Here is an 18022-nt window from a genome sequence, read left to right on the forward strand (position 1 = left end):
CACCCGGGACAGCCCCCGCAGCGGGCTGCCCTTGCCTTCAGATCGCCTTCATCACGTCGGCGGCAATCTGGAAACTGCGCAGCCGCGCCTGATGGTCGTGGATCTGGCCGGTCAGGATCACCTCGTCGGGGCGATAGGCGGCGATCAGGCCGCGCAGTTGCGCCTCGACCTCATCAGGGCTGCCGACCGCGCTGATCCTCAGCGCCTCGTCCACCATGCGCCGCATCGGACCGCCGATCTCGGCCTCCAGATCGCGGACCGGCGCCGGAAGCTTGCCCGGCATCCCCGTCCGCAGCCGGGCGAAGGCCAGTTGCATCGAGGTCCGCAGGAAGCGCGCCTCCTCGGCGGTTTCGGCGGCGAAGACGTTGATGGCCAGCATCACCTGCGGGCGGTCGTTCCACGGCCCAGGCCGGAACCGTTCGCGATAGATGGCGATGGCGCGGTCCAGATCCCCGGGCGCGAAATGGCTGGCAAAGGCATAGGGCAGCCCCAGATGGGCGGCAAGCTGCGCGCCGAACAGGCTGCTGCCCAGGATCCAGACCGGTACGTTGGTCCCCTCGCCCGGCAGGGCGCGGACCGCGGCGCCGGGGCGTTCGGGGCCCAGATAGTCCAGCAGTTCGACCACGTCCTGCGGAAAGCTGTCGGCCATCGGATCGCGGCGCAGCGCCCGGATCACGGCGCCGTCGCCCTCCGGGGCGCGGCCCAGGCCCAGGTCGATGCGGTCGGGGAAGACGGTCGCCAGCGTGCCAAAGGCCTCTGCCACGGTCAGCGGCGCATGGTTGGGCAGCATGATCCCGCCGGCGCCGACGCGGATGCGCGAGGTCGATTGCGCCACCAGCCCGATCAGCACGGCGGTCGCGGCGCTGGCGATCCCCGGCATGTTGTGATGTTCGGCCAGCCAGAAGCGGCGATAGCCCCAGTCCTCGGCGTGGCGGGCCAGGTCAAGGGTGTTGCGGATCGCATCGGCCGCCTCGAAACCCTCGGGGACCGGCGACAGATCAAGAAGAGAATAAGGAGTGCTCATGACGGACGAGGTATGGCGGGTGCATCGGTTTGCAAGGCCGGCATCTGCATAAACTGCAACCTGGCCATCTTCTGTGCCCAAATATCCTCGGGGGTGAATGGCGCCGCAGGCGCCAGAGGGGCGCGAGCGCCCCCTTCGCCATCACATCCTGCGCAGATAGGTCCAGGTCGGAACCCGCGCGTTGCGGGCAACCGACCAGCTTTCGGCATCGCCCAGATAGACGAAGCCGCAATTGGTCAGCACCCGCGCCGAACCCGGATTGTCTTGGAACGCCTCGGCGAACAGGGTGCGGGCGTTGTGGGGGTTGGCCCGCACCAGGGCATCCACGGCTTCGGTGGCAAAGCCCGTGTTCCAGAACCCCGCGCCGATCCAGAAGCCCAGTTCGGACTGGTCGTCCTCCATCCGGGTCAGGGACACCACCCCCAGCAGTTCCGCCAGGCGGTTGGCCGAGCCGTCGATGGCCCAGACATCCTCGGTCCGGTCGGCGGACAGGGCGCGGGCGACGAAGGCCTCTGAAGCCTTGGGCGGCAGCGGATGGGGGATGGCGCGCGTACCCTCGGCCACCCGCTTGTCGGCGGTGTAATGGGCGATCATCCCCGCATCCGAAGGACGCAGGGGACGCAGGACGAACCGTTCGGTGGTGATGACGGGCTGGTTCAGCGTGGCGGCCGCAACATTCAGGTCGTCCAAACGCGTTCCTTCCCTCATCGGTGCTGACATGACCAATTTTCCCTCCCCGGAAAACAGGCGGGGGACCGGCTTCCGCCGATCCCCCTCTAACAGTGAAATGTTAAGCTCGGGTTACTCGGCCGCTTCGAGGGTCGCGGGAACCACCGAAATGAAGGTGCGCCCCTTCAGACCCTTCTTGAAGGTCACGTGGCCGTCGGCAAGGGCGAACAGCGTGTGGTCCTTGCCCATGCCGACATTGGCGCCCGCCCACCATCTGGTGCCGCGCTGACGCACGATGATGTTGCCGGCGACGGCTTCCTGGCCGCCATACAGCTTGACGCCCAGACGGCGGCCAGCCGAATCGCGGCCGTTGCGGGACGAACCGCCTGCTTTCTTGTGTGCCATGGCTCAGTCTCCTTACGCGTTTTCTTTGGTGCGCGCGCCGACGGCGGTCTTCACGCCGGTCGATCCCGCGCCTTCGGCCAGCACATCGGTCACCCGCAGCAGGGTCAGTTGCTGGCGATGCCCGCGCGTGCGCTGCGAACTGTGCTTGCGGCGGCGCTTGACATAGGTGATGACCTTGTCGGCCTTGATCTGGTCGATCACTTCGGCCTGCACGCAGGCGCCGTCCACCAAGGGTGCGCCCAGGGTCGAGCCGACCATGAGGATTTCGTTGAACTGGACCTTGTCGCCAGCCGCGGCATTCAGCTTTTCAACGCGCAGGACGTCGCCCGCCTGCACCTTGTACTGCTTGCCGCCCGTCTTCAAAACCGCGAACATCGCTTCGTTTTCCTTCGTTGCCGCGTCCTTCGGCCCCAGATCGCTCTGGCGTTGGGGTTTCCCGCCTTCGGACAGCGCATCCCGCGCGGCGGGATGTCATTGAAAATAACATGCCGGCCAAGGGCGGATGCCCGGCCGGTCAGGCTGCATATGTCCGATCGCGCGGCCGAAGTCAAGCCGGCAGGGGCCGCACCATTTTTGTCAGTCGCGCCGGAACCCGGGCGGGGGGCAGCGTTTTCCTAGAGCCCGCCAAGGACATCGCCCATGCAAAGCCTCACCTGCCCCGTCTGCCATACCCGCGTCTATTTCGACAACCTGTTCTGCGCCTGCGGCACGCCGCTGTTCTACGACCCCGAGGCGCGCGCGATGGTCAACGACGCCGCGCCCTGCGCCCATCGCGACACCATCCAGTGCAACTGGGTGGCCGCCCCCGGGGGAAGCCTGTGCCGGTCCTGCGCCATGTCCGATACCGTGCCGGCGCTGAACGTGGGCGACAACCAGCAGCTTCTGGCCCGGGCGGAACGGGCCAAGCGATGGGTTCTGGCCAACCTCTCCAACTGGGACTGGTTCACCGATGCCGACCGCGGCAGGCGGCCGCGCTTCCAGATGCTGTCGGAAAACACCGGCACCGGGCGGGCCGAACAGATCATGATGGGCCACGACAACGGCGAGATCGTCATCAACGTCACCGAGGCCGACGACCTGATCCGCGTCCAGCGAAAGCACCAGCTTGGCGAACAGTACCGCTCGATGGTCGGGCATTTCCGGCACGAGCTGGCGCATTTCCTGTTCGACCGGCTGGCGCTCGCCCCCGGCTTCCTGCCCGCGTTCCGGGCGCTTTTCGGCGACGAGACCGCGGATTACGCCGCAGCCCTTCAAGCCCATTACGACAATCCCAAGGACCCGGGCGACGACTACATCACCGCCTATGCCACCGCCCACCCGCACGAGGACTGGGCCGAGACGGTCGCGCACATGCTCCACATCGTCGATTTCACCGACAGCTTCGTGAACGCGGGGCTGCTGATGAAGGACGTCCCCGAAGGCTATCAGCCCTATACGGAACGCGACGGCGACAGGCTGCTGACAATCGCCGCGCCCATCGCCATCGCCATCAACGACATCAACCGCGCCCTAGACAATTCGGACCTGTATCCCTTCGTCCTGACGCCGAAGATCCGCGAAAAGATCAAGTTCGCGCATGGCTGGATCAGCCAGCACGGCGGCCGGGGCGCCTAGCCTTCGGCCTTTTCCTCAAGGGTCAGCCATTCCTCCTCGGCCTGGGCCAGCGATGCCTGGCGCTCCGCCAGGGCCTCGGTCGCCTTCTGGAACTTGGCAGGGGCGGTCTGGAACAAGCCGGGCTGGGCCAGAAACTCGGACAGCTTGGCGATCTCGGCCTCCAGCCGCTCGATCACGGCGGGAAGCGCCTCGAGACGGTGGCGTTCGGTGAACGAGAGGCCGGGCTTGCCCGTCCGGGGCCGTTCCGGCGCGGCTTCGGGCTTGCGCGCGGGTGCGGGCGTGGCAAGGGGCGTGCCCTCGCCGCGCTGCGCGCGGTAATCGCTCCAGCCGCCGGCATAGACGGTCGCCTGGCCGTCGCCCTCCATCGCCACAGTGGTGTCGGCCACGCGGTCGATGAAGTCGCGGTCGTGGCTGACGAGCAGCACGGTGCCTTCGTAATCGCCCAGCAGATCCTGCAGCAGGTCCAGCGTTTCCACATCCAGGTCGTTGGTGGGTTCGTCCAGCACCAGCAGGTTCGACGGCCGCGCCATCAGCCGCGCCAGCAGCAGCCGCGCCTTCTCGCCCCCCGACAGGCTGCGCACGGGCGCGCGGGCCTGCGCCTCGTCGAACAGGAAGTCCTTGAGATAGGCCACGACATGCCGGGGCTGGCCGCGCACCATGACCTGATCGGCCCGGCCCGAGACGCGCATCTCGGGGTCGCCGGTCAGCGATTCCCACAGCGTCTGGTCGGGGTTCAGCGCCGAGCGGGTCTGGTCGAAGACCGCAAGTTCAAGATTGGTGCCCAGCGTCACGCCGCCCTGGTCGGGTTCGATTTCCCCGGTCAGCATCTTGATGAGCGTGGTCTTGCCCGCGCCGTTGGGACCCACGAAGGCCACGCGGTCGCCCCGGTTCACCAGCAGGTCGAATGGCCGCAGGATCGTGCGGCCGCCGAAGGACTTGGCGATGCCCCTGGCCTCGATCACCTTCTTGCCCGATTGCTGCCCGGCATCGAAGGCCATCGCCGCCGTGCCCTGCCGCCGGATCTGGGCGCCGCGTTCGGCCCGCAGCGCGGCAAGCGCGCGGACCCGGCCCTGGTTGCGCTTGCGCCGCGCGCTGATGCCCTCGACCGCCCAGCGGGCCTCGGCCCTGATCTTGCGGTCCAGCTTGTGGCGCGCGTCATCCTCGGCCGCCCAGACCGCCTCGCGCCAGTCCTCGAAGGCCTCGAAGCCCTTTTCCTGGCGGCGCACCTCGCCCCGGTCGATCCACAGGGTCGCGCGGGTCAGGCGGCGCAGGAAGGCACGGTCGTGGCTGATGATGACATAGGCCGCGCGGGTCTGGGACAGGTGATCCTCGAGCCAGCCGATCGCCTGGATGTCCAGGTGGTTGGTCGGCTCGTCCAGCAGCATCAGTTCGGGCGCCTGCGCCAGCAGCCGGGCCAGGGCCGCACGGCGGCGTTCCCCGCCCGAGGCGGTGGCGACCGGGCGCGCGGGATCGAACTTCAGCCCCTCGGCCGCCATCGCGACGCGGTAGGCTTCGGCCTCGGGCAGGCCGGCGGCCGCGAAGTCCCCCAGGGTCGCGAAGCCCGACAGGTCGGGATCCTGCTCCATGTAGCCGGTGGTCACGCCCGCGGCCAGAACCACCTCGCCCCGGTCAGGCTCGACCAGGCCCGCCATGACCTTCATCAGCGTCGATTTTCCCGATCCGTTCCGGCCGACCAGGGCCACCCGGTCGCCGGGCTGGATGGTCAGGGAAAGCCCTTGGAAGACGGGGTCGCCGCCATAGGTCAGGGAAATGTCGGACAGTTGGAGAAGCGGTGCGCGTGCCATGCCTGCGGCCCTAGCGCGGGGCGCGCAGGCGGTCAATGGCGGGCGGACATACAGGGGGCTTGCGCCGCCCCGGTTTCCCTTTCAAAACAACCGCAGGTTTCACGAGGTTCAGATGGCCCGCAAGATCATCATCGACACGGATCCCGGCCAGGACGACGCCGTGGCGATCCTTCTGGCCTTGGCCAGCCCCGAATTGCAGGTGCTGGGACTGACGGCCGTCGCCGGCAACGTGCCGCTGGCGCTGACCGAACTGAACGCGCGCAAGGTCGTCGAACTGGCGGGGCGCGGCGATGTTCCGGTCTTTGCCGGCTGCGAGCGCCCGCTGCAACGGCGCCTCGTCACCGCCGAACATGTGCATGGCAAGTCCGGCCTCGACGGGATCGACCTGCCCGCGCCTTCGGTCGCCCTGCAGCCGCGGCACGCCGTGGACTTCATCATCGAGACCCTGCGCCGCGAACCCGCGGGGACGGTGACGCTGGTGCCCATCGGCCCGCTGACCAACATCGCCCAGGCCTTCCGCCAGGCCCCCGACATCATCGCCCGCGTCCAGGAGATCGTCCTGATGGGCGGCGCCTATTTCGAAGTGGGCAACATCACCCCCGCCGCCGAGTTCAACATCTTCGTCGATCCCGAGGCCGCGGCCGAGGTCTTCGCCACAGGCGCGCCGCTGGTGGTCATGCCGCTGGACGTCACGCACGAGGCCATAACCTCGCGCGACTGGGTCGAGGGGATGCGCGCCCAGCCCGGCCGCTGCGGCCCCGCCATCGCCAGCTGGACCGACTTCTTCGAGCGTTACGACAAGGAGAAATACGGCAGCCAGGGCGCCCCCCTGCACGACCCCTGCACCATCGCCTGGCTGCTGCGGCCCGACCTGTTCACCGGCCGCCACATCAATGTCGAGATCGAGACCGCCGGCAAGTTCACCACCGGCATGACCGTGGCCGACTGGTGGCGCGTGACCGACCGTCCGGCCAATGCCGACTTCATCCGCCACGTGAACCGCGACGGCCTGTTCGCGCTGCTCAGCGACCGGCTGTCGCGCCTGCCGTGACCTTTATTTAGGGGCCCGCGGCGGGCAGCGGCACCGTCCCGGCGCCGTCGCCCAGGTCGGCGTTCAGGCGGGCCACCAGATCCTGCGTCATGTCGATGGCATCCATCGACACGAACACCGTGCGCCGGTCCAGGACCGCCACCGCCCCGCGTTCCTGCATCATCTCGCCCATCAGCGGCAGGGCGGCGCGATAGAAGGCGGCGCGGTCGGATTCGGCCCAGGCGTTCAGATCCTGGACCACCTGCGCGCGTTCGCGGCGCACCTCGGTCGCGCGGGCGTCGAAGGCCTCGGCAAGCTGGCGGAAGCGGGCCGGGTCCAGCGTCGCCCGCTGCTCGGTCAGGGCCGCCTCCTCCTGCGAGAGCTGGGCGGCCAGACGCTCGTTCTCGGCGGCGATCTTGCCACCCTCCTCCTCCAGCATCCGCTGGGTGCGCTTGCCCCAGTCCGAGGCCGCGAACAGAAGGTCCTGATCCACGGTCAGGATCGGCGCGGCGGCGGGCCCGGCGTCGCCCGGGGTCTGGATGGTGCGCGACGGCAGCGGCGCAAGGTCGGGCAGCTGCGGGGCATCGGCGGGGGCCGTGGGCGCGGCCTCTGGGACCGCCTGCGACAGGGCAAGGTCTGGCAGGGCCAGCAGCGCGCAGACCGCAAGACCGCGCGCCAGCCGCATCAGAACCGCGTCGAGATGGTCAGGTCGAAGTTCTGCTCCTCGTCGTAGTCTTCCTTCAGCAGCGCCTTCGAGAAGTTGAACCGCAGCGGACCGATGGGCGTGGTCCAGAAGATCGACGCGCCCACCGAGGCGCGGATATCCATGCTGTCGTCGATGTTGATCGTCTCGCCAGCCGCATTTTCGTAGCTGGTCTCGTCCAGGCCCCAGATCGACCCGACATCGGCGAACAGGCCGCCGGTGATGCCGTATTCCTCGGGCAGCCCGATCGGGAACTGCGCCTCGGTGCGCACCGCCCAGAAATAGTTGCCGCCCAGCCCGTCCTCGTTCTCGGCCGCCAGGTCGCGGGGGCCGATGCCGTTCGGCTCGAAGCCGCGGATGCGCGTGCCGCCGCGATAGCGGTCCAGGATCCAGGTCGAATAGTCGTCGAGGGAATGGATCGCGCCCACCTCGAACTCGGCCCGCAGGCTGACCTCGTCGCGCCAGGCGTTGCTTTCGACGCCGGCCAGCGCACTGGTCGTCACGCTTTTCGTGTCGCCCCCCAGCCCCGCGAAATCCTGCGAGAAACGCAGCTTGTAGCTGGTCAGCGGGTCCAGGCCGGTGATGCGCGTGTCCCACAGATAGCTGTAGCCCAGCGCCGAGGTGACGCGCTGCCCCTCCTCGGCCTGCAGCAGGGGGAACTGTCCTCCTCGACCCCGCCAAGCGTCTCTTTCGAGATGCGATAGCGCAGTTCCAGGCGGCCGTTCTGCGAGATCGGAAACTCGATCGACGGACGAACTCCCACCGACCGGGTGTTGTAGTCCGAGTTCAGGCTTTCGGTTTCGTTGTAATAGACGTTGAAGCCGAAGCGCAGGTCGCGGCCCAGGAAGTAGGGCTCGATGAAGGTCAGCGACGAGGCCTGGTCGCCGTCCGCCGTCGACAGCGACAGCCCAAGCGTCTGGCCCCGTCCCAGGAAGTTGTTTTCCTGCAGGGCGGCGTTCAGGCCGACGCCCGATGCCACGCCGTAAGACGCGCCGAAGGACAGCGAACCGGTCGGCTGTTCCTCGACGTTCACGTCCACGATCACCTGTTCGTCGGTGCTGCCCGGACGGCTTTCCACCTGCGCGTCGCTGAAATAGCCAAGCGCGCGGATGCGTTCGGCGGCGTTGCGGATTTCGCGCGGGTTGAAGGGATCGCCTTCAACGGTGTTGAACTGGCGGCGGATCACCTGGTCCAGCGTGGTCGTGTTGCCCTCGATGTCGATGCGCTCGACGAAGACGCGCGGGCCGCGGGTCAGCGCGAAGGTCAGGTCCAGCGTCTGGTTCTGCGGGTTGCGCGTCACCCGCGGCTCGATGTTGACGAAGTTCAGCCCCTGCTGCAGGGCGATCGTCTCCATCCGCCGGATGGTGTTGTCGATGGCGGCGGGGTTATAGACATCGCCGCGGTCCACCCGGTTCTGCGCCGCGAAGGGGGCGGCGTCCACGCCCGGGATCTCCGAGACGGTGCTGACCTGCGCGAAGCGATAGCGCGGGCCTTCCTGGATATTGAAGGTGATGTAGAAGGCGTCGCGTTCGCGGGCGATTTCCGGCGCCACCGCCTGCACCCGGAAGTCGGCATAGCCGCGGGACCGGTAGAAGTCGGTCAGAAGCTGTTCGTCCAGTTGCAGCCGTTCGGGCGCGAAGGTGTCGCGGCGGATGAAGGTGCGCAGGATGCCCGCCTGCTTGGTGTCCAGGACGTTGCGCAGCTGGCGGTCGCTGAAGGCGCGGTTGCCGGTAAAGCCGATGCGCTCGATCTCCGTGACGTCGCCCTCGCGGATCTCGAAGACCAGATCCACCCGGTTGTCGCTGCGGCGGATGATGCGCGGATCGACGCGCGCGGCCAGGCGGCCCTGCGCGGCATAGGCCTGGGCGATGTTGTTGGCGTCCTGGATCGCCTGGCTGGGCTGATAGACCCGGCGCGACTGGCTTTGCACGACCTGGGCCAGCTGCTCGTCGTCGATGCGGCGGTTGCCCTCGAAGCTGATCTGGTTGATCGTCGGGTATTCGCTGACGCGGATCACCAGGACATTGCCCTGCGGCACGATCTCGACAGTCTCGAACAGGCCCGAGTTCTGCAGCCGCTGCAGGGCGTCGTTCAGTTCCCCCGCCGACACGTCCTGGCCGCGGGCGATGTTGGCATAGGACAGGACCGTGGCGGGCTCGACCCTGGAAGCCCCCTCGATGCGCACGTCGTTGAAGACATAGGCCGCCGCACTGCCCGGGATCAGCGCCGCCGGAGCGGCGATCGCCAAGGCCGTCACCAGGGCGACCGCGCCCCTGCCCAGTTTCCGTGTCATTGCTGCCCCTCTTGTCGTCAGCCTGCAACGGCGCCCTTAGCGGCGCCTTCTTTTGTGTCAAGCTTGTGCCTCAATCCGCCTGTCCTGTCAAAACGCATCGCGCGTCAGGGGCAGAAAAGATCGTTGGTCAGGCCGAAAATCATCAGCGACAGAACCGCCGCCATCCCCATCGCCGTCAGAAGGTTCAGCGCCTTGTCCGACGGCGGGCGGCCGGTGACGGCCTCCCACGTGTAGAACATCAGGTGCCCGCCATCCAGCACCGGGATCGGCAGCAGGTTCAGAAACCCGATCGCCGCCGACAGCACCGCGATCCACCACAGGAAATTGCCGCCGCCCGCGCTTGCCGCCTGGCCGGTGCTTTCGGCGATGCTGATCGCGCCGCCCAGGTTGCAGGTGTCGATCTGCCCCGAGATCATCGCCCACATCCCCGACAGCGACGACAGGATGATCCCCCAGGTCTGCCGGACGCCCAGGCCCAGCGATTCCAGCAGGCCGGCATCGCGGGTCGCGGGCGAGAAGAAGCTTTCCCCGCCCGTGACGCCGATCAGCCAGCGGCGTTCGTAGCCGCCGCCTTCGGCGGGAAGATCCTGCATCTTGGGCACCAGCGTATAATCCGCCACCCCTTCGCCCGGCCGCCAGACCTGCAGCGAAACCGGCCGGCCCTCGGCGGCCTCGACGGCCTCGCGCATCTGCGTGAAGCGGGTCACGGGCCGGCCCTCGATGGCCACCACGACATCGCCCGCCCGCAGCCCCGCATCGGCTGCCGCGCTGCGCGGCGCGACGCCGCTGATCCGGGCGGGAACCGGGTCGGGGCCGGGGACGGTGATCTCGGCGCCGTCGCGCAGCACGGTCCAGTCCTGGTGGTCGGCCAGCGGCAGCGTGCCGGCGATGCGGCCGATGTCGCTCCAGTCCCGGACGGGCTGGCCCCCCAGGGCCAGGATCCGGTCGCCGGGCTGCAGCTCGTTGACCACGCCGGGCGGCGCGGGGGCGATCGCGCCCACTTGCGGCTCGTCCGTCGGCAGGCCCTGGAACAGCGCGAAGCCGCCGAAGATCAGGATCGACAGGATGAAGTTGAACACCGGCCCCGCCAGCAGCGTGGCGAAACGCGCCCACAGCGGCGCCCCGGTCAGCGTCTGCCGGCGCAGCGCCGGATCGACCGCCTGCCCCGGGCCCGCGCTTGCCGCGTTGGCATCGCCCAGGAAGCGGACATAGCCGCCCAGCGGGATGGCCGCCACCTGCCACAGCGTGCCGCGCCGGTCACGCCGCGACGCCAGCCGCGGCCCGAACCCGACCGAAAACACCTCGGCGCGGATGCCCGAAAGCCTGCCGATGTAGTAGTGGCCGAATTCGTGGACGGTGACGATCACCGCCAGGGCCACGAAGAAGGCCGCCAGCGTCCACAGCATCCCTCCGAATTGCGGGATCAGGTCGGTCATGCGGCGGCTTCCCTGCGTGCTTCGCGGTCCCAGTGCAGGACCGTCTCGAGATCAGGCGGATCATCGCCGAAACCGGCGCGCCCCGACAGGGCCTGCAAGGTCATTTCCACGCGAGGCGCCATCGCCGTGAAGCCGATCCGCCCGGCGATGAAGTCGTCAAGCGCCTGTTCCTTGGCGGCGTTGAACACCGCCCCCGCCATGCCGCCCGCCGCCATCACCTCTCGCGCGAGGCGCAGGGCGGGCCAGCGGACCTCGTCGGGCGCCCGGAAGGTCAGGCTGCCCAGCGCCGCCAGATCCAAGGGCGCCACCGGCAGCGGCGCGCGGTCGGGCCAGTGCAGCGCGTAGCCGATGGCATGGCGCATGTCGGGCGCGCCCAGATGCGCGATGGTGCCGCCGTCCACATGGCTGACCATCGCATGAACGATGGATTCGGGATGGACCAGGACCTTGATCCGGTCGGCGGACAGGCCGAAGAACTCCTTGGCCTCGATGACCTCCATGGCCTTGTTGAACATCGAGGCGCTGTCGATGGTGATGCGCTGGCCCATCGCCCAGTTGGGATGGGTCGAGGCCTCGGCCACGGTCGCCGCCGCCAGCCGTTCCAGCGGCCAGTCGCGGAACGCCCCGCCCGATGCGGTGATGGTCACGCATTCGACGGTTTCAAGATCTTCCGCACCAAGCGCCTGGAATATCGCGGAATGTTCGGAATCCACCGGCAGGATCGTCGCGCCGCTGGCGGTGGCCGCGCGGCGCAGCAGCGGGCCCGCGCAGACCAGCGATTCCTTGTTGGCAAGCGCCAGGATGCGGCCCTGCCCAAGCGCGGTCAGCCCCGGCACAAGGCCCGCCGCGCCGACAATGGCCGACAGCACCCAGTCGGCCGGGCGCGCGGCGGCCTCGACCAGGGCCTCGGGGCCGGCTGCGGCCTCGACTCCGCTGCCGGCAAGGGCCTGGCGAAGGTCGTCCAGCAGGTGGGCATGTGCGGTCACCGCCACCTCGGCCCGCAGGTCACGGGCCATGCCGGCCAGCCGGGCGATGTTGCGGCCCCCCGTCAGCGCGACGGTGCGATAGGCCTCTGGCCCGCCCGCCCGGCGGATCAGGTCAACGCCATTGGCGCCCACGGACCCGGTGGCCCCGAAGATCGAGATGCGCCGCATGGATCAGTTCACCACCGGCAGCGCCGCCAGAACGCCGATCAGCATGGTGGCCAGAACCGCCCCGGTCACCGCGTCGAAGCGGTCCATGAAGCCGCCGTGGCCGGGGATCAGGTTGGAGCTGTCCTTGACGCCCGCCCGCCGCTTGAGCCAGCTTTCCGCGATGTCGCCCATCTGCCCGGCAAAGCAGACGATCGGCGAACACCAGATCAGCGCCGCGTTGCCGTAGCCCAGCCGCCACAGCAGCAGGCCCAGCAGAAAGGCGCCGATCCAGCCCGCAACGGTCCCCGACCAGGTCTTCTTCGGGCTCAGCGAGGGCCAGAACTTCGGCCCGCCGATCATCCGCCCGAAGAAATACCCCGCCGTGTCCGAGATGATGACGATGCCCATCAGCCACAGCACGAAGCCCAGGCCATAGATCTCGCGGAAGCCGACCAGCCCGTAGGCCACCAGCATGATCGCCAGGCCGAAGACCGCATAAGTCCAGCGGTCGCGCGTCGCGGCGCCTGGGATGCCGGCGATCAGCGGGAACAGCAGCGCAAGGATCGCCAGCGGGTGATCGAACATCGTCGCCACGACCTGCGACATGAAGGCGATGACGGCCAGCGCGAAGGGACGCCAGGCCCCGAAGATGCCCGGATGCAGCCGCGGGTTGCGCCAGCCGGTCATGGCGGCCAGTTCCCAGAAGGTCACTGCCGAAATCAGCGCCATCCCCAACCGCAGCCAGATGCCCGTCGCCACCGCCAGCACGACGCCGATCCCCAGCAGCACCAGCGTCGAGGCGACGCGCCGCGACAGGTCGCCCCACTTCCCGGGCGGAGGCTTCAGCGCGCTGCCCCGCCCCGCGCTCATGCGCCGCCGAAGCGCCGGTCGCGCAGCCCGAAGCGGTCCAGGATCTGCGCAAGGTGGTCGGGCGTGAAGTCCGGCCACAGCACCGGCGTGAATTCGTATTCGGCATAGGCCGCCTGCCAAGGCAGGAAGTTCGAGGTCCGCGTCTCGCCCGACGTGCGGATCACCAGGTCCGGGTCGGGGTGGCCGGCCGTGTCCAGGCAGGCGGCCAGATCGGCCTCGGTGGGGGTCTCGATCTCGCCCCGGGCGATCTTCTGGGCCAGCCGGGCCGAGGCGCGGGTCAGTTCGTCCCGCCCGCCATAGTTGATGGCCACCGTCAGGTTCAGGCGGCTGTTGCCGGCGGTCCGCGCCTCGATCGACGACATCAGCGCCTGCAGCTTGTCGTCCAGCCGCTCGCGGCCGCCGATAAAGCGCAGCCGCACGCCTTCGGCGGCCATGCCCTCGGCCTCGTACTGGATATAGCGGCGGAAGATCTTCATCAGCCCAAGGACTTCCTCAGTGGTGCGCTTCCAGTTCTCGGTCGAGAAGGCATAGACCGTCAGCCAGTTCACCCCCAGATCGGGACAGGCGCGGACGATCTGCTTGACGCGTTCGGCCCCCCGCCGGTGACCGACAAGGCGCGGCCAGCCCTTGCTGGTGGCCCAGCGGCCGTTCCCGTCCATGATGATGGCGATGTGCCGGGGCCGCTGATCGACCCCGCCCGATAGCAGCAGCGGTGCGGTTTCAGCGGCCATGTTCGTTCCTCAGACCTGCATAATTTCGGCTTGCTTGCCTTCAAGCGCCTGATCGACCTGCCCGATCATCCTGTCGGTCAGATCCTGCACCGCGGATTCCCAGAACTTCTGGTCGTCCTCGGGCATCCCGCTGGCCTTGGCCTTCTTGATCTGGTCCATGCCGTCGCGGCGGATGTTGCGGATCGCGACCCGGGCGCTTTCGGCATACTGGGCCGCGACCTTGGTCAGCTCGCGGCGGCGTTCCTCGTTCAGTTCGGGGATGGGCAGCATGATGATGGTGCCGTTCAACTGGGGGTTGATCCCAAGGCCGGATTCGCGCAGCGCCTTCTCGACCTTTCCCACCATCGCCTTGTCCCAGACGTTGATGGTGACCATGCGCGGCTCGGGGACGTTGACGGTGCCCAGCTGGTTGATCGGGGTCATCTGGCCATAGGCCTCGACCTGCACCGGGTCGATCATCGAGGCCGAGGCGCGCCCGGTCCGCAGGCTGGAGAACTCGTGGCGCAGGCTGTCCATCGCGCCCTTCATCCGCCGTTCCAGATCGTCGATGTCGATTTCGATGTCCTCTGCCATGGAAAACTGCCTCTGCATTGAATTTTGTCTGCTTGTAGCGGCAGACGCATGGCTTGGCAAAGACTTTGCCCCCGGATCGGGCAAGCCTTCGCCGGCCATCGCGCGCGCGGCGCCGGGCGTCAGTTATGCACGCGGGTATAGGTGCCGCGGCCCTCCAGGATGGTCCTGAACCCGCCCGGCTCGTCCAGCGAGAAGACGATGATCGGCAGGCGGTTGTCGCGGGCCAGCGCGATGGCCGAGGCGTCCATCACCCCCAGGTGCTTCTGCAGCACCTCGTCATAGCTGACTTCGCCGTAGCGCCTGGCGTCGCCGTGCTTCTTGGGGTCCTTGTCATAGACGCCATCGACCTTGGTGCCCTTGAAGATCGCCTCGCAGTTCATCTCGTTGGCGCGCAGGGTGGCGGCGGTGTCGGTGGTGAAATACGGGTTGCCGGTGCCGGCAGCGAAGATCACGATGCGCTTCTTTTCCAGATGCCGGATGGCGCGGCGGCGGATATAGGGCTCGCAGACCTCGTCCATGCGGATGGCGCTGATGACGCGGCAATGCAGGCCCTTCGCCTCCAGCGCCGATTGCATGGCCAGCGCGTTCATCACGGTGGCCAGCATCCCCATGTAGTCGGCGGTCGTGCGCTCCATCCCCTGGGCGCTGCCCTGCAGGCCGCGGAAGATGTTGCCGCCGCCGATCACCATGCAGACCTCGACCCCCATCTTCTGGACCGATTCCACCTCGTCGGCGATGCGCGCCACGGTCGGGGGATGCAGCCCGTAGCCCTGGTCGCCCATCAGCGCCTCGCCCGAGATTTTCAGCATCACCCTGCCGTATTGCGCGGGGGCCGTGCCCTGATGATCGGTCATGTCGGTTCCTTCGTGTCAGCGCCGGTCGCTTTCATCGCGGCGCAAAATGTCGCAAAAGGCGGCCGTGTTCAACCGCCCGAAGGCCGCCTGCCCGTGATCCGTCTGGACCAGATCGACCCCAAGCGCCACCTGCTGATCGCCGGCCCGACCGCCAGCGGCAAATCGGCGCTTGCCCTGCGCGTGGCGCGGGCGCAGGGCGGGCTGATCGTGAACGCGGACGCGCTGCAGATCTGGTCCTGCTGGCGGGTGCTGACCGCGCGTCCCACGCCCGAGGACGAGGCCGCCGCCCCCCATGCGCTTTACGGCCATGTCGCGCCGGGCGCGCTCTATTCGGTGGGCGACTGGCTGCGCGAGGTCGAGCGGCTGCTGGACCGGCGGCTGATCGTGGTGGGCGGCACCGGGCTTTACCTGTCGGCGCTGACCCAGGGGCTGGCCCCCGTGCCCCCCACCCCGCCCCGCATCCGGGCCGAGGGCGATGCCCGGCTTGCCGGGGACGGCGGGCTGGAACGCATGGTGGCGGAACTGGATACCGCCACCCGGGCGCGCATCGACGTGCTGAACCCCGCCCGCGTCCAGCGCGCCTGGGAGGTGCTTCAGGCCACCGGACGCGGCCTTGCCGCCTGGCAGGCCGACACGCCCCCGCCCCTGATCGCCCCGGACCAGGCGCAGCGCCTTGTCGTCACCGCCGACCGCGACTGGCTGGCCCGGCGCATCGCCCTGCGCTTCGACGCGATGATGCGGCACGGCGCCCTGGACGAGGTTCGGGCGATGCTGCCGCTCTGGGATCCGGCCCGGCAATGGGCCCGCGCCATCGGCGCGCCCGAACTGGCCGCCCATCTGCGCGGGGACCTGGATCTGCCCACCGCGACGGAGCGCGCCATCATCGCCACGCGCCAGTACGCCAAGGCGCAGCGGATCTGGTTCCGGGGCCGCATGAAGGACTGGCTGCCCGTTGCCGCCGTTTAGGATGTTGCGAAAATTGCATCCCCCGAACTGATCTTTTTGCCGCCGATTGAGTTTATGATGTCCATAGGCAATAATCCGCCTATATGGGCGGTGTCAGGCGGTGCTCATGTCGTCACTCGATCACAAGCAATGGACGGGCTTTCCCTTCTCGGCCAGCCGGATCCGGGCCGGTCGCCGCCTGCAGGACAGCAAGATCACCGCGCCCGCGATCCCGGATGCCGTGTCCCTGCCCGCCGATCCCGCGCCTATCGCCCCTCTGCTGCCGGTCCGGCCGGCCGCCGGGATGCGCCCGGGACTGCGGGCCGGCCAGCCGGTCGGGCGCCAGACGGGGCTGCGGCTGCTGCCCTTGCAGGCCTTCACCTGGGGCAGCGGGATCACGGCCCCGCAGCCGCGGACGCGGCCCGACCACACCCTGATCTGGGTCAGCGACGGCCAGGTGCAACTGGATCTTATGGACAGCCGGGACAGGCTGGGGGCCGGCGATCTGCGCCTTGTCCCGGCGGGCACCGCCTTCGCGGCCCTCCCCGCGGCGGGGGCGCAGGGCCATGTCGCGCTGATCTCGGCCGAACTGGCGGCGCGGGCGCACCCGCCCCTGCCCAGGCGGGGCATGGCCGTGCATGTCGGCGCCCATGCGGCGCAACTGCAGGCCACGCTGCACGAACTGGCCGTCGAGGCCCGCAGTCCCCGGCCGGAAACGCTGGACTGCCTGATGAACCTGCTGTCCTTGCGCCTGGGCCAGTTGACCCCCGACCGCCGCCGGGCCGAGGCAGCCGGGGACGGGGCGCCCGACCTGACGCCGCCCGACCTGCCGCCGCCCGATCTGCCCCTGATCGACAGGTTTCTGGCGCTTGCGGATCAGCACCTGGGATCGGCAAGATCGCTGCCCGAACTGGCCGCCGACCTGGGCTGCACCACCGGCGCGCTGGACCAGGCCTGCCTTGCCGCGCTGGCAAGCGCGCCATCGAACTGATCCACGACCGCAGGCTGGCCCGCGCGGCGGATCTGCTGCGACACAGCGATCGCCCGGCCCAGCGTATCGCCGCCGAGCTTGGCTATTGCAGCCAGGCCCATTTCATCCGCAGCTTCGCCGCCGCCACCGGCCGCACGCCCGAGGCGTTCCGCGCGCAGTCGCGCGGGCGGCCGTCCGGCCCGTCAGCCCCGCAGCGTCACGGCTGAGCGTCGTCCGGGGACGGGCGGCCGCGAAAGCCGGTGGCCACGACGAACTTCTCGGATGAATCGCTGCGGCTGGCGGGGGGCTTGACGTTGGCGACCTTGTCGAAGTTGCGCTTCAGCATCGCCTGCATGTCGGATTCCGCGCCCCCCGCCAAGACCTTGGCAACAAATGTTCCACCGGGTTCAAGCACGTCGAAGGCAAAGGCCGCCGCGGCCTCGACCAGGGCCACGATGCGCAGGTGATCGGTGCCCTTGTGCCCCGAGGAAGCCGCCGCCATGTCCGACATCACCACATCGGCGGGACCGCCCAGCCATTCCTTGACGCGCGCATCAGCGCCCTCGGACAGGAAATCAAGCTGGTGGATCTCGGCGCCGGCGACCGGATCGACCTCTTGCAAGTCGATCCCCAGAACCTTGCCCACGGGCTTCCCGCCCCTCTCGCCCAGGGCATTCACGCGCGCCACCGCAACCTGGCACCAGCCGCCCGGCGCGCATCCCAGATCGACCACCCGGGCGCCGGGCACCAGGAAGCGGTACTTGTCGTCCAGTTCCAGGATCTTGTAGGCCGCGCGGCCGCGATAGCCTTCGCGCCGCGCGCGGGCCACATAGGGGTCGTTCAACTGCCGTTCCAGCCACAGCTTGCTGGACAGCTTCCGCCCCTTGGCCGTCTTGACGCGCACGCGCAGGTCGCGCTGCCCGCGCCCGCTGGATTTCCCCTCGCGGCTGCCCGGTGCCTTGGTCAT

The 18022-nt window shown here is 68.9% G+C and carries 18 protein-coding genes and 1 pseudogene; 5 read left to right on the plus strand and 14 right to left on the minus strand.

What is annotated here, in order from left to right; all coding sequences use genetic code 11:
- Positions 1–37: 37 nt before the first annotated feature.
- The 4 genes from ACZ1HC_RS14020 to rplU form a co-directional block, all read right to left on the minus strand.
- Positions 38–1024, minus strand: coding sequence for an LLM class flavin-dependent oxidoreductase (locus tag ACZ1HC_RS14020; RefSeq protein ID WP_472700502.1), 987 nt, complete (start codon positions 1022–1024; stop codon positions 38–40).
- Between the two features lie 141 nt (positions 1025–1165).
- Entirely contained in the window at positions 1166–1714 is a 549-nt protein-coding gene (locus ACZ1HC_RS14025) for a GNAT family N-acetyltransferase (RefSeq protein WP_472700503.1), read from the minus strand.
- Between the two features lie 111 nt (positions 1715–1825).
- The gene (gene rpmA, locus ACZ1HC_RS14030; protein ID WP_472700504.1) at positions 1826–2098 is read right to left on the minus strand and encodes a 50S ribosomal protein L27; all 273 of its coding nucleotides are present in this window, start codon (positions 2096–2098) and stop codon (positions 1826–1828) included.
- Between the two features lie 12 nt (positions 2099–2110).
- Positions 2111–2473, minus strand: a complete 363-nt coding sequence (gene rplU, locus ACZ1HC_RS14035; RefSeq protein ID WP_472700505.1) for a 50S ribosomal protein L21 — start codon at positions 2471–2473, stop codon at positions 2111–2113.
- A gap of 264 nt (positions 2474–2737) precedes the next feature.
- Here rplU and ACZ1HC_RS14040 point away from each other — a divergent pair, with 264 nt between their 5' ends.
- Positions 2738–3712: a zinc-binding metallopeptidase family protein gene (locus ACZ1HC_RS14040; protein ID WP_472700506.1), complete on the plus strand. Its 975-nt coding sequence runs from the start codon at positions 2738–2740 to the stop codon at positions 3710–3712.
- Here ACZ1HC_RS14040 and ACZ1HC_RS14045 read toward each other — a convergent pair.
- Positions 3709–5517, minus strand: coding sequence for an ABC-F family ATP-binding cassette domain-containing protein (locus ACZ1HC_RS14045; protein WP_472700507.1), 1809 nt, complete (start codon positions 5515–5517; stop codon positions 3709–3711). The genes ACZ1HC_RS14040 and ACZ1HC_RS14045 overlap by 4 nt on opposite strands.
- Positions 5518–5629: 112 nt before the next feature.
- Between ACZ1HC_RS14045 and ACZ1HC_RS14050 the strand changes: the two genes are divergently transcribed.
- Positions 5630–6568, plus strand: a complete 939-nt coding sequence (locus ACZ1HC_RS14050) for a nucleoside hydrolase (RefSeq protein ID WP_472700508.1) — start codon at positions 5630–5632, stop codon at positions 6566–6568.
- Positions 6569–6575: 7 nt separating this feature from the next.
- Here ACZ1HC_RS14050 and ACZ1HC_RS14055 read toward each other — a convergent pair whose 3' ends face one another.
- The 8 genes and pseudogenes from ACZ1HC_RS14055 to pyrH form a co-directional block, all read right to left on the minus strand.
- Positions 6576–7232 (minus strand): OmpH/Skp family outer membrane protein, encoded by a 657-nt coding sequence (locus ACZ1HC_RS14055; protein WP_472700509.1) that lies wholly within the window; start codon positions 7230–7232, stop codon positions 6576–6578.
- Positions 7232–9543 (minus strand): annotated as a pseudogene (bamA, locus tag ACZ1HC_RS14060) (outer membrane protein assembly factor BamA). Before bamA ends, ACZ1HC_RS14055 begins: the two are co-directional and overlap by 1 nt.
- 104 nt (positions 9544–9647) lie before the next feature.
- Positions 9648–10979, minus strand: coding sequence for an RIP metalloprotease RseP (rseP, locus tag ACZ1HC_RS14065; RefSeq protein ID WP_472700510.1), 1332 nt, complete (start codon positions 10977–10979; stop codon positions 9648–9650).
- Positions 10976–12133, minus strand: a complete 1158-nt coding sequence (gene dxr / locus ACZ1HC_RS14070; RefSeq protein WP_472700511.1) for a 1-deoxy-D-xylulose-5-phosphate reductoisomerase — start codon at positions 12131–12133, stop codon at positions 10976–10978. Before dxr ends, rseP begins: the two co-directional genes overlap by 4 nt.
- 3 nt (positions 12134–12136) lie before the next feature.
- Positions 12137–12982 (minus strand): phosphatidate cytidylyltransferase, encoded by an 846-nt coding sequence (locus ACZ1HC_RS14075; RefSeq protein ID WP_472700512.1) that lies wholly within the window; start codon positions 12980–12982, stop codon positions 12137–12139.
- Entirely contained in the window at positions 12979–13713 is a 735-nt protein-coding gene (uppS, locus tag ACZ1HC_RS14080; protein ID WP_472700513.1) for a polyprenyl diphosphate synthase, read from the minus strand. The genes ACZ1HC_RS14075 and uppS overlap by 4 nt, the downstream gene beginning before the upstream one ends.
- Before the next feature lie 9 nt (positions 13714–13722).
- Complete coding sequence (frr, locus tag ACZ1HC_RS14085) at positions 13723–14286, minus strand: ribosome recycling factor (RefSeq protein ID WP_472700514.1); 564 nt, start codon at positions 14284–14286, stop codon at positions 13723–13725.
- Between the two features lie 119 nt (positions 14287–14405).
- Positions 14406–15140, minus strand: coding sequence for a UMP kinase (pyrH, locus tag ACZ1HC_RS14090; protein WP_472700515.1), 735 nt, complete (start codon positions 15138–15140; stop codon positions 14406–14408).
- A gap of 87 nt (positions 15141–15227) precedes the next feature.
- On the opposite strand from pyrH, the gene miaA reads away from it, so the two are divergent.
- The 3 genes from miaA (at position 15228) to ACZ1HC_RS14105 (ending at position 17282) form a co-directional block, all read left to right on the plus strand.
- On the plus strand, positions 15228–16106 hold the full coding sequence (gene miaA / locus ACZ1HC_RS14095; protein ID WP_472700857.1) for a tRNA (adenosine(37)-N6)-dimethylallyltransferase MiaA: 879 nt from the start codon (positions 15228–15230) through the stop codon (positions 16104–16106).
- Between the two features lie 106 nt (positions 16107–16212).
- A complete protein-coding gene (locus tag ACZ1HC_RS14100) occupies positions 16213–17076 on the plus strand; it encodes a hypothetical protein (protein ID WP_472700516.1) in 864 nt (287 codons plus the stop codon).
- Positions 17077–17111: 35 nt separating this feature from the next.
- On the plus strand, positions 17112–17282 hold the full coding sequence (locus ACZ1HC_RS14105) for a helix-turn-helix domain-containing protein (protein WP_472700858.1): 171 nt from the start codon (positions 17112–17114) through the stop codon (positions 17280–17282).
- On the opposite strand, the gene ACZ1HC_RS14110 is transcribed toward ACZ1HC_RS14105, so the two are convergent.
- Positions 17273–18022, minus strand: a complete 750-nt coding sequence (locus ACZ1HC_RS14110) for an RlmE family RNA methyltransferase (protein ID WP_472700517.1) — start codon at positions 18020–18022, stop codon at positions 17273–17275. The genes ACZ1HC_RS14105 and ACZ1HC_RS14110 overlap by 10 nt on opposite strands.

The sequence above is a fragment of the Paracoccus sp. BR5-17 genome (genome assembly GCF_055693925.1).

Excerpts from the sequence above, each read along its gene's own strand:
- ACZ1HC_RS14020 (WP_472700502.1), bottom strand. The coding sequence starts at position 1,024 with ATGAGCACTCCTTATTCTCTTCTTGATCTGTCGCCGGTCCCCGAGGGT.
- rpmA (WP_472700504.1), bottom strand. The coding sequence starts at position 2,098 with ATGGCACACAAGAAAGCAGGCGGTTCGTCCCGCAACGGCCGCGATTCG.
- rplU (WP_472700505.1), bottom strand. The coding sequence starts at position 2,473 with ATGTTCGCGGTTTTGAAGACGGGCGGCAAGCAGTACAAGGTGCAGGCG.
- ACZ1HC_RS14040 (WP_472700506.1), top strand. The coding sequence starts at position 2,738 with ATGCAAAGCCTCACCTGCCCCGTCTGCCATACCCGCGTCTATTTCGAC.
- ACZ1HC_RS14045 (WP_472700507.1), bottom strand. The coding sequence starts at position 5,517 with ATGGCACGCGCACCGCTTCTCCAACTGTCCGACATTTCCCTGACCTAT.
- ACZ1HC_RS14050 (WP_472700508.1), top strand. The coding sequence starts at position 5,630 with ATGGCCCGCAAGATCATCATCGACACGGATCCCGGCCAGGACGACGCC.
- ACZ1HC_RS14055 (WP_472700509.1), bottom strand. The coding sequence starts at position 7,232 with ATGCGGCTGGCGCGCGGTCTTGCGGTCTGCGCGCTGCTGGCCCTGCCA.
- rseP (WP_472700510.1), bottom strand. The coding sequence starts at position 10,979 with ATGACCGACCTGATCCCGCAATTCGGAGGGATGCTGTGGACGCTGGCG.
- dxr (WP_472700511.1), bottom strand. The coding sequence starts at position 12,133 with ATGCGGCGCATCTCGATCTTCGGGGCCACCGGGTCCGTGGGCGCCAAT.
- ACZ1HC_RS14075 (WP_472700512.1), bottom strand. The coding sequence starts at position 12,982 with ATGAGCGCGGGGCGGGGCAGCGCGCTGAAGCCTCCGCCCGGGAAGTGG.
- uppS (WP_472700513.1), bottom strand. The coding sequence starts at position 13,713 with ATGGCCGCTGAAACCGCACCGCTGCTGCTATCGGGCGGGGTCGATCAG.
- frr (WP_472700514.1), bottom strand. The coding sequence starts at position 14,286 with ATGGCAGAGGACATCGAAATCGACATCGACGATCTGGAACGGCGGATG.
- pyrH (WP_472700515.1), bottom strand. The coding sequence starts at position 15,140 with ATGACCGATCATCAGGGCACGGCCCCCGCGCAATACGGCAGGGTGATG.
- ACZ1HC_RS14100 (WP_472700516.1), top strand. The coding sequence starts at position 16,213 with ATGTCGTCACTCGATCACAAGCAATGGACGGGCTTTCCCTTCTCGGCC.
- ACZ1HC_RS14110 (WP_472700517.1), bottom strand. The coding sequence starts at position 18,022 with ATGACCAAGGCACCGGGCAGCCGCGAGGGGAAATCCAGCGGGCGCGGG.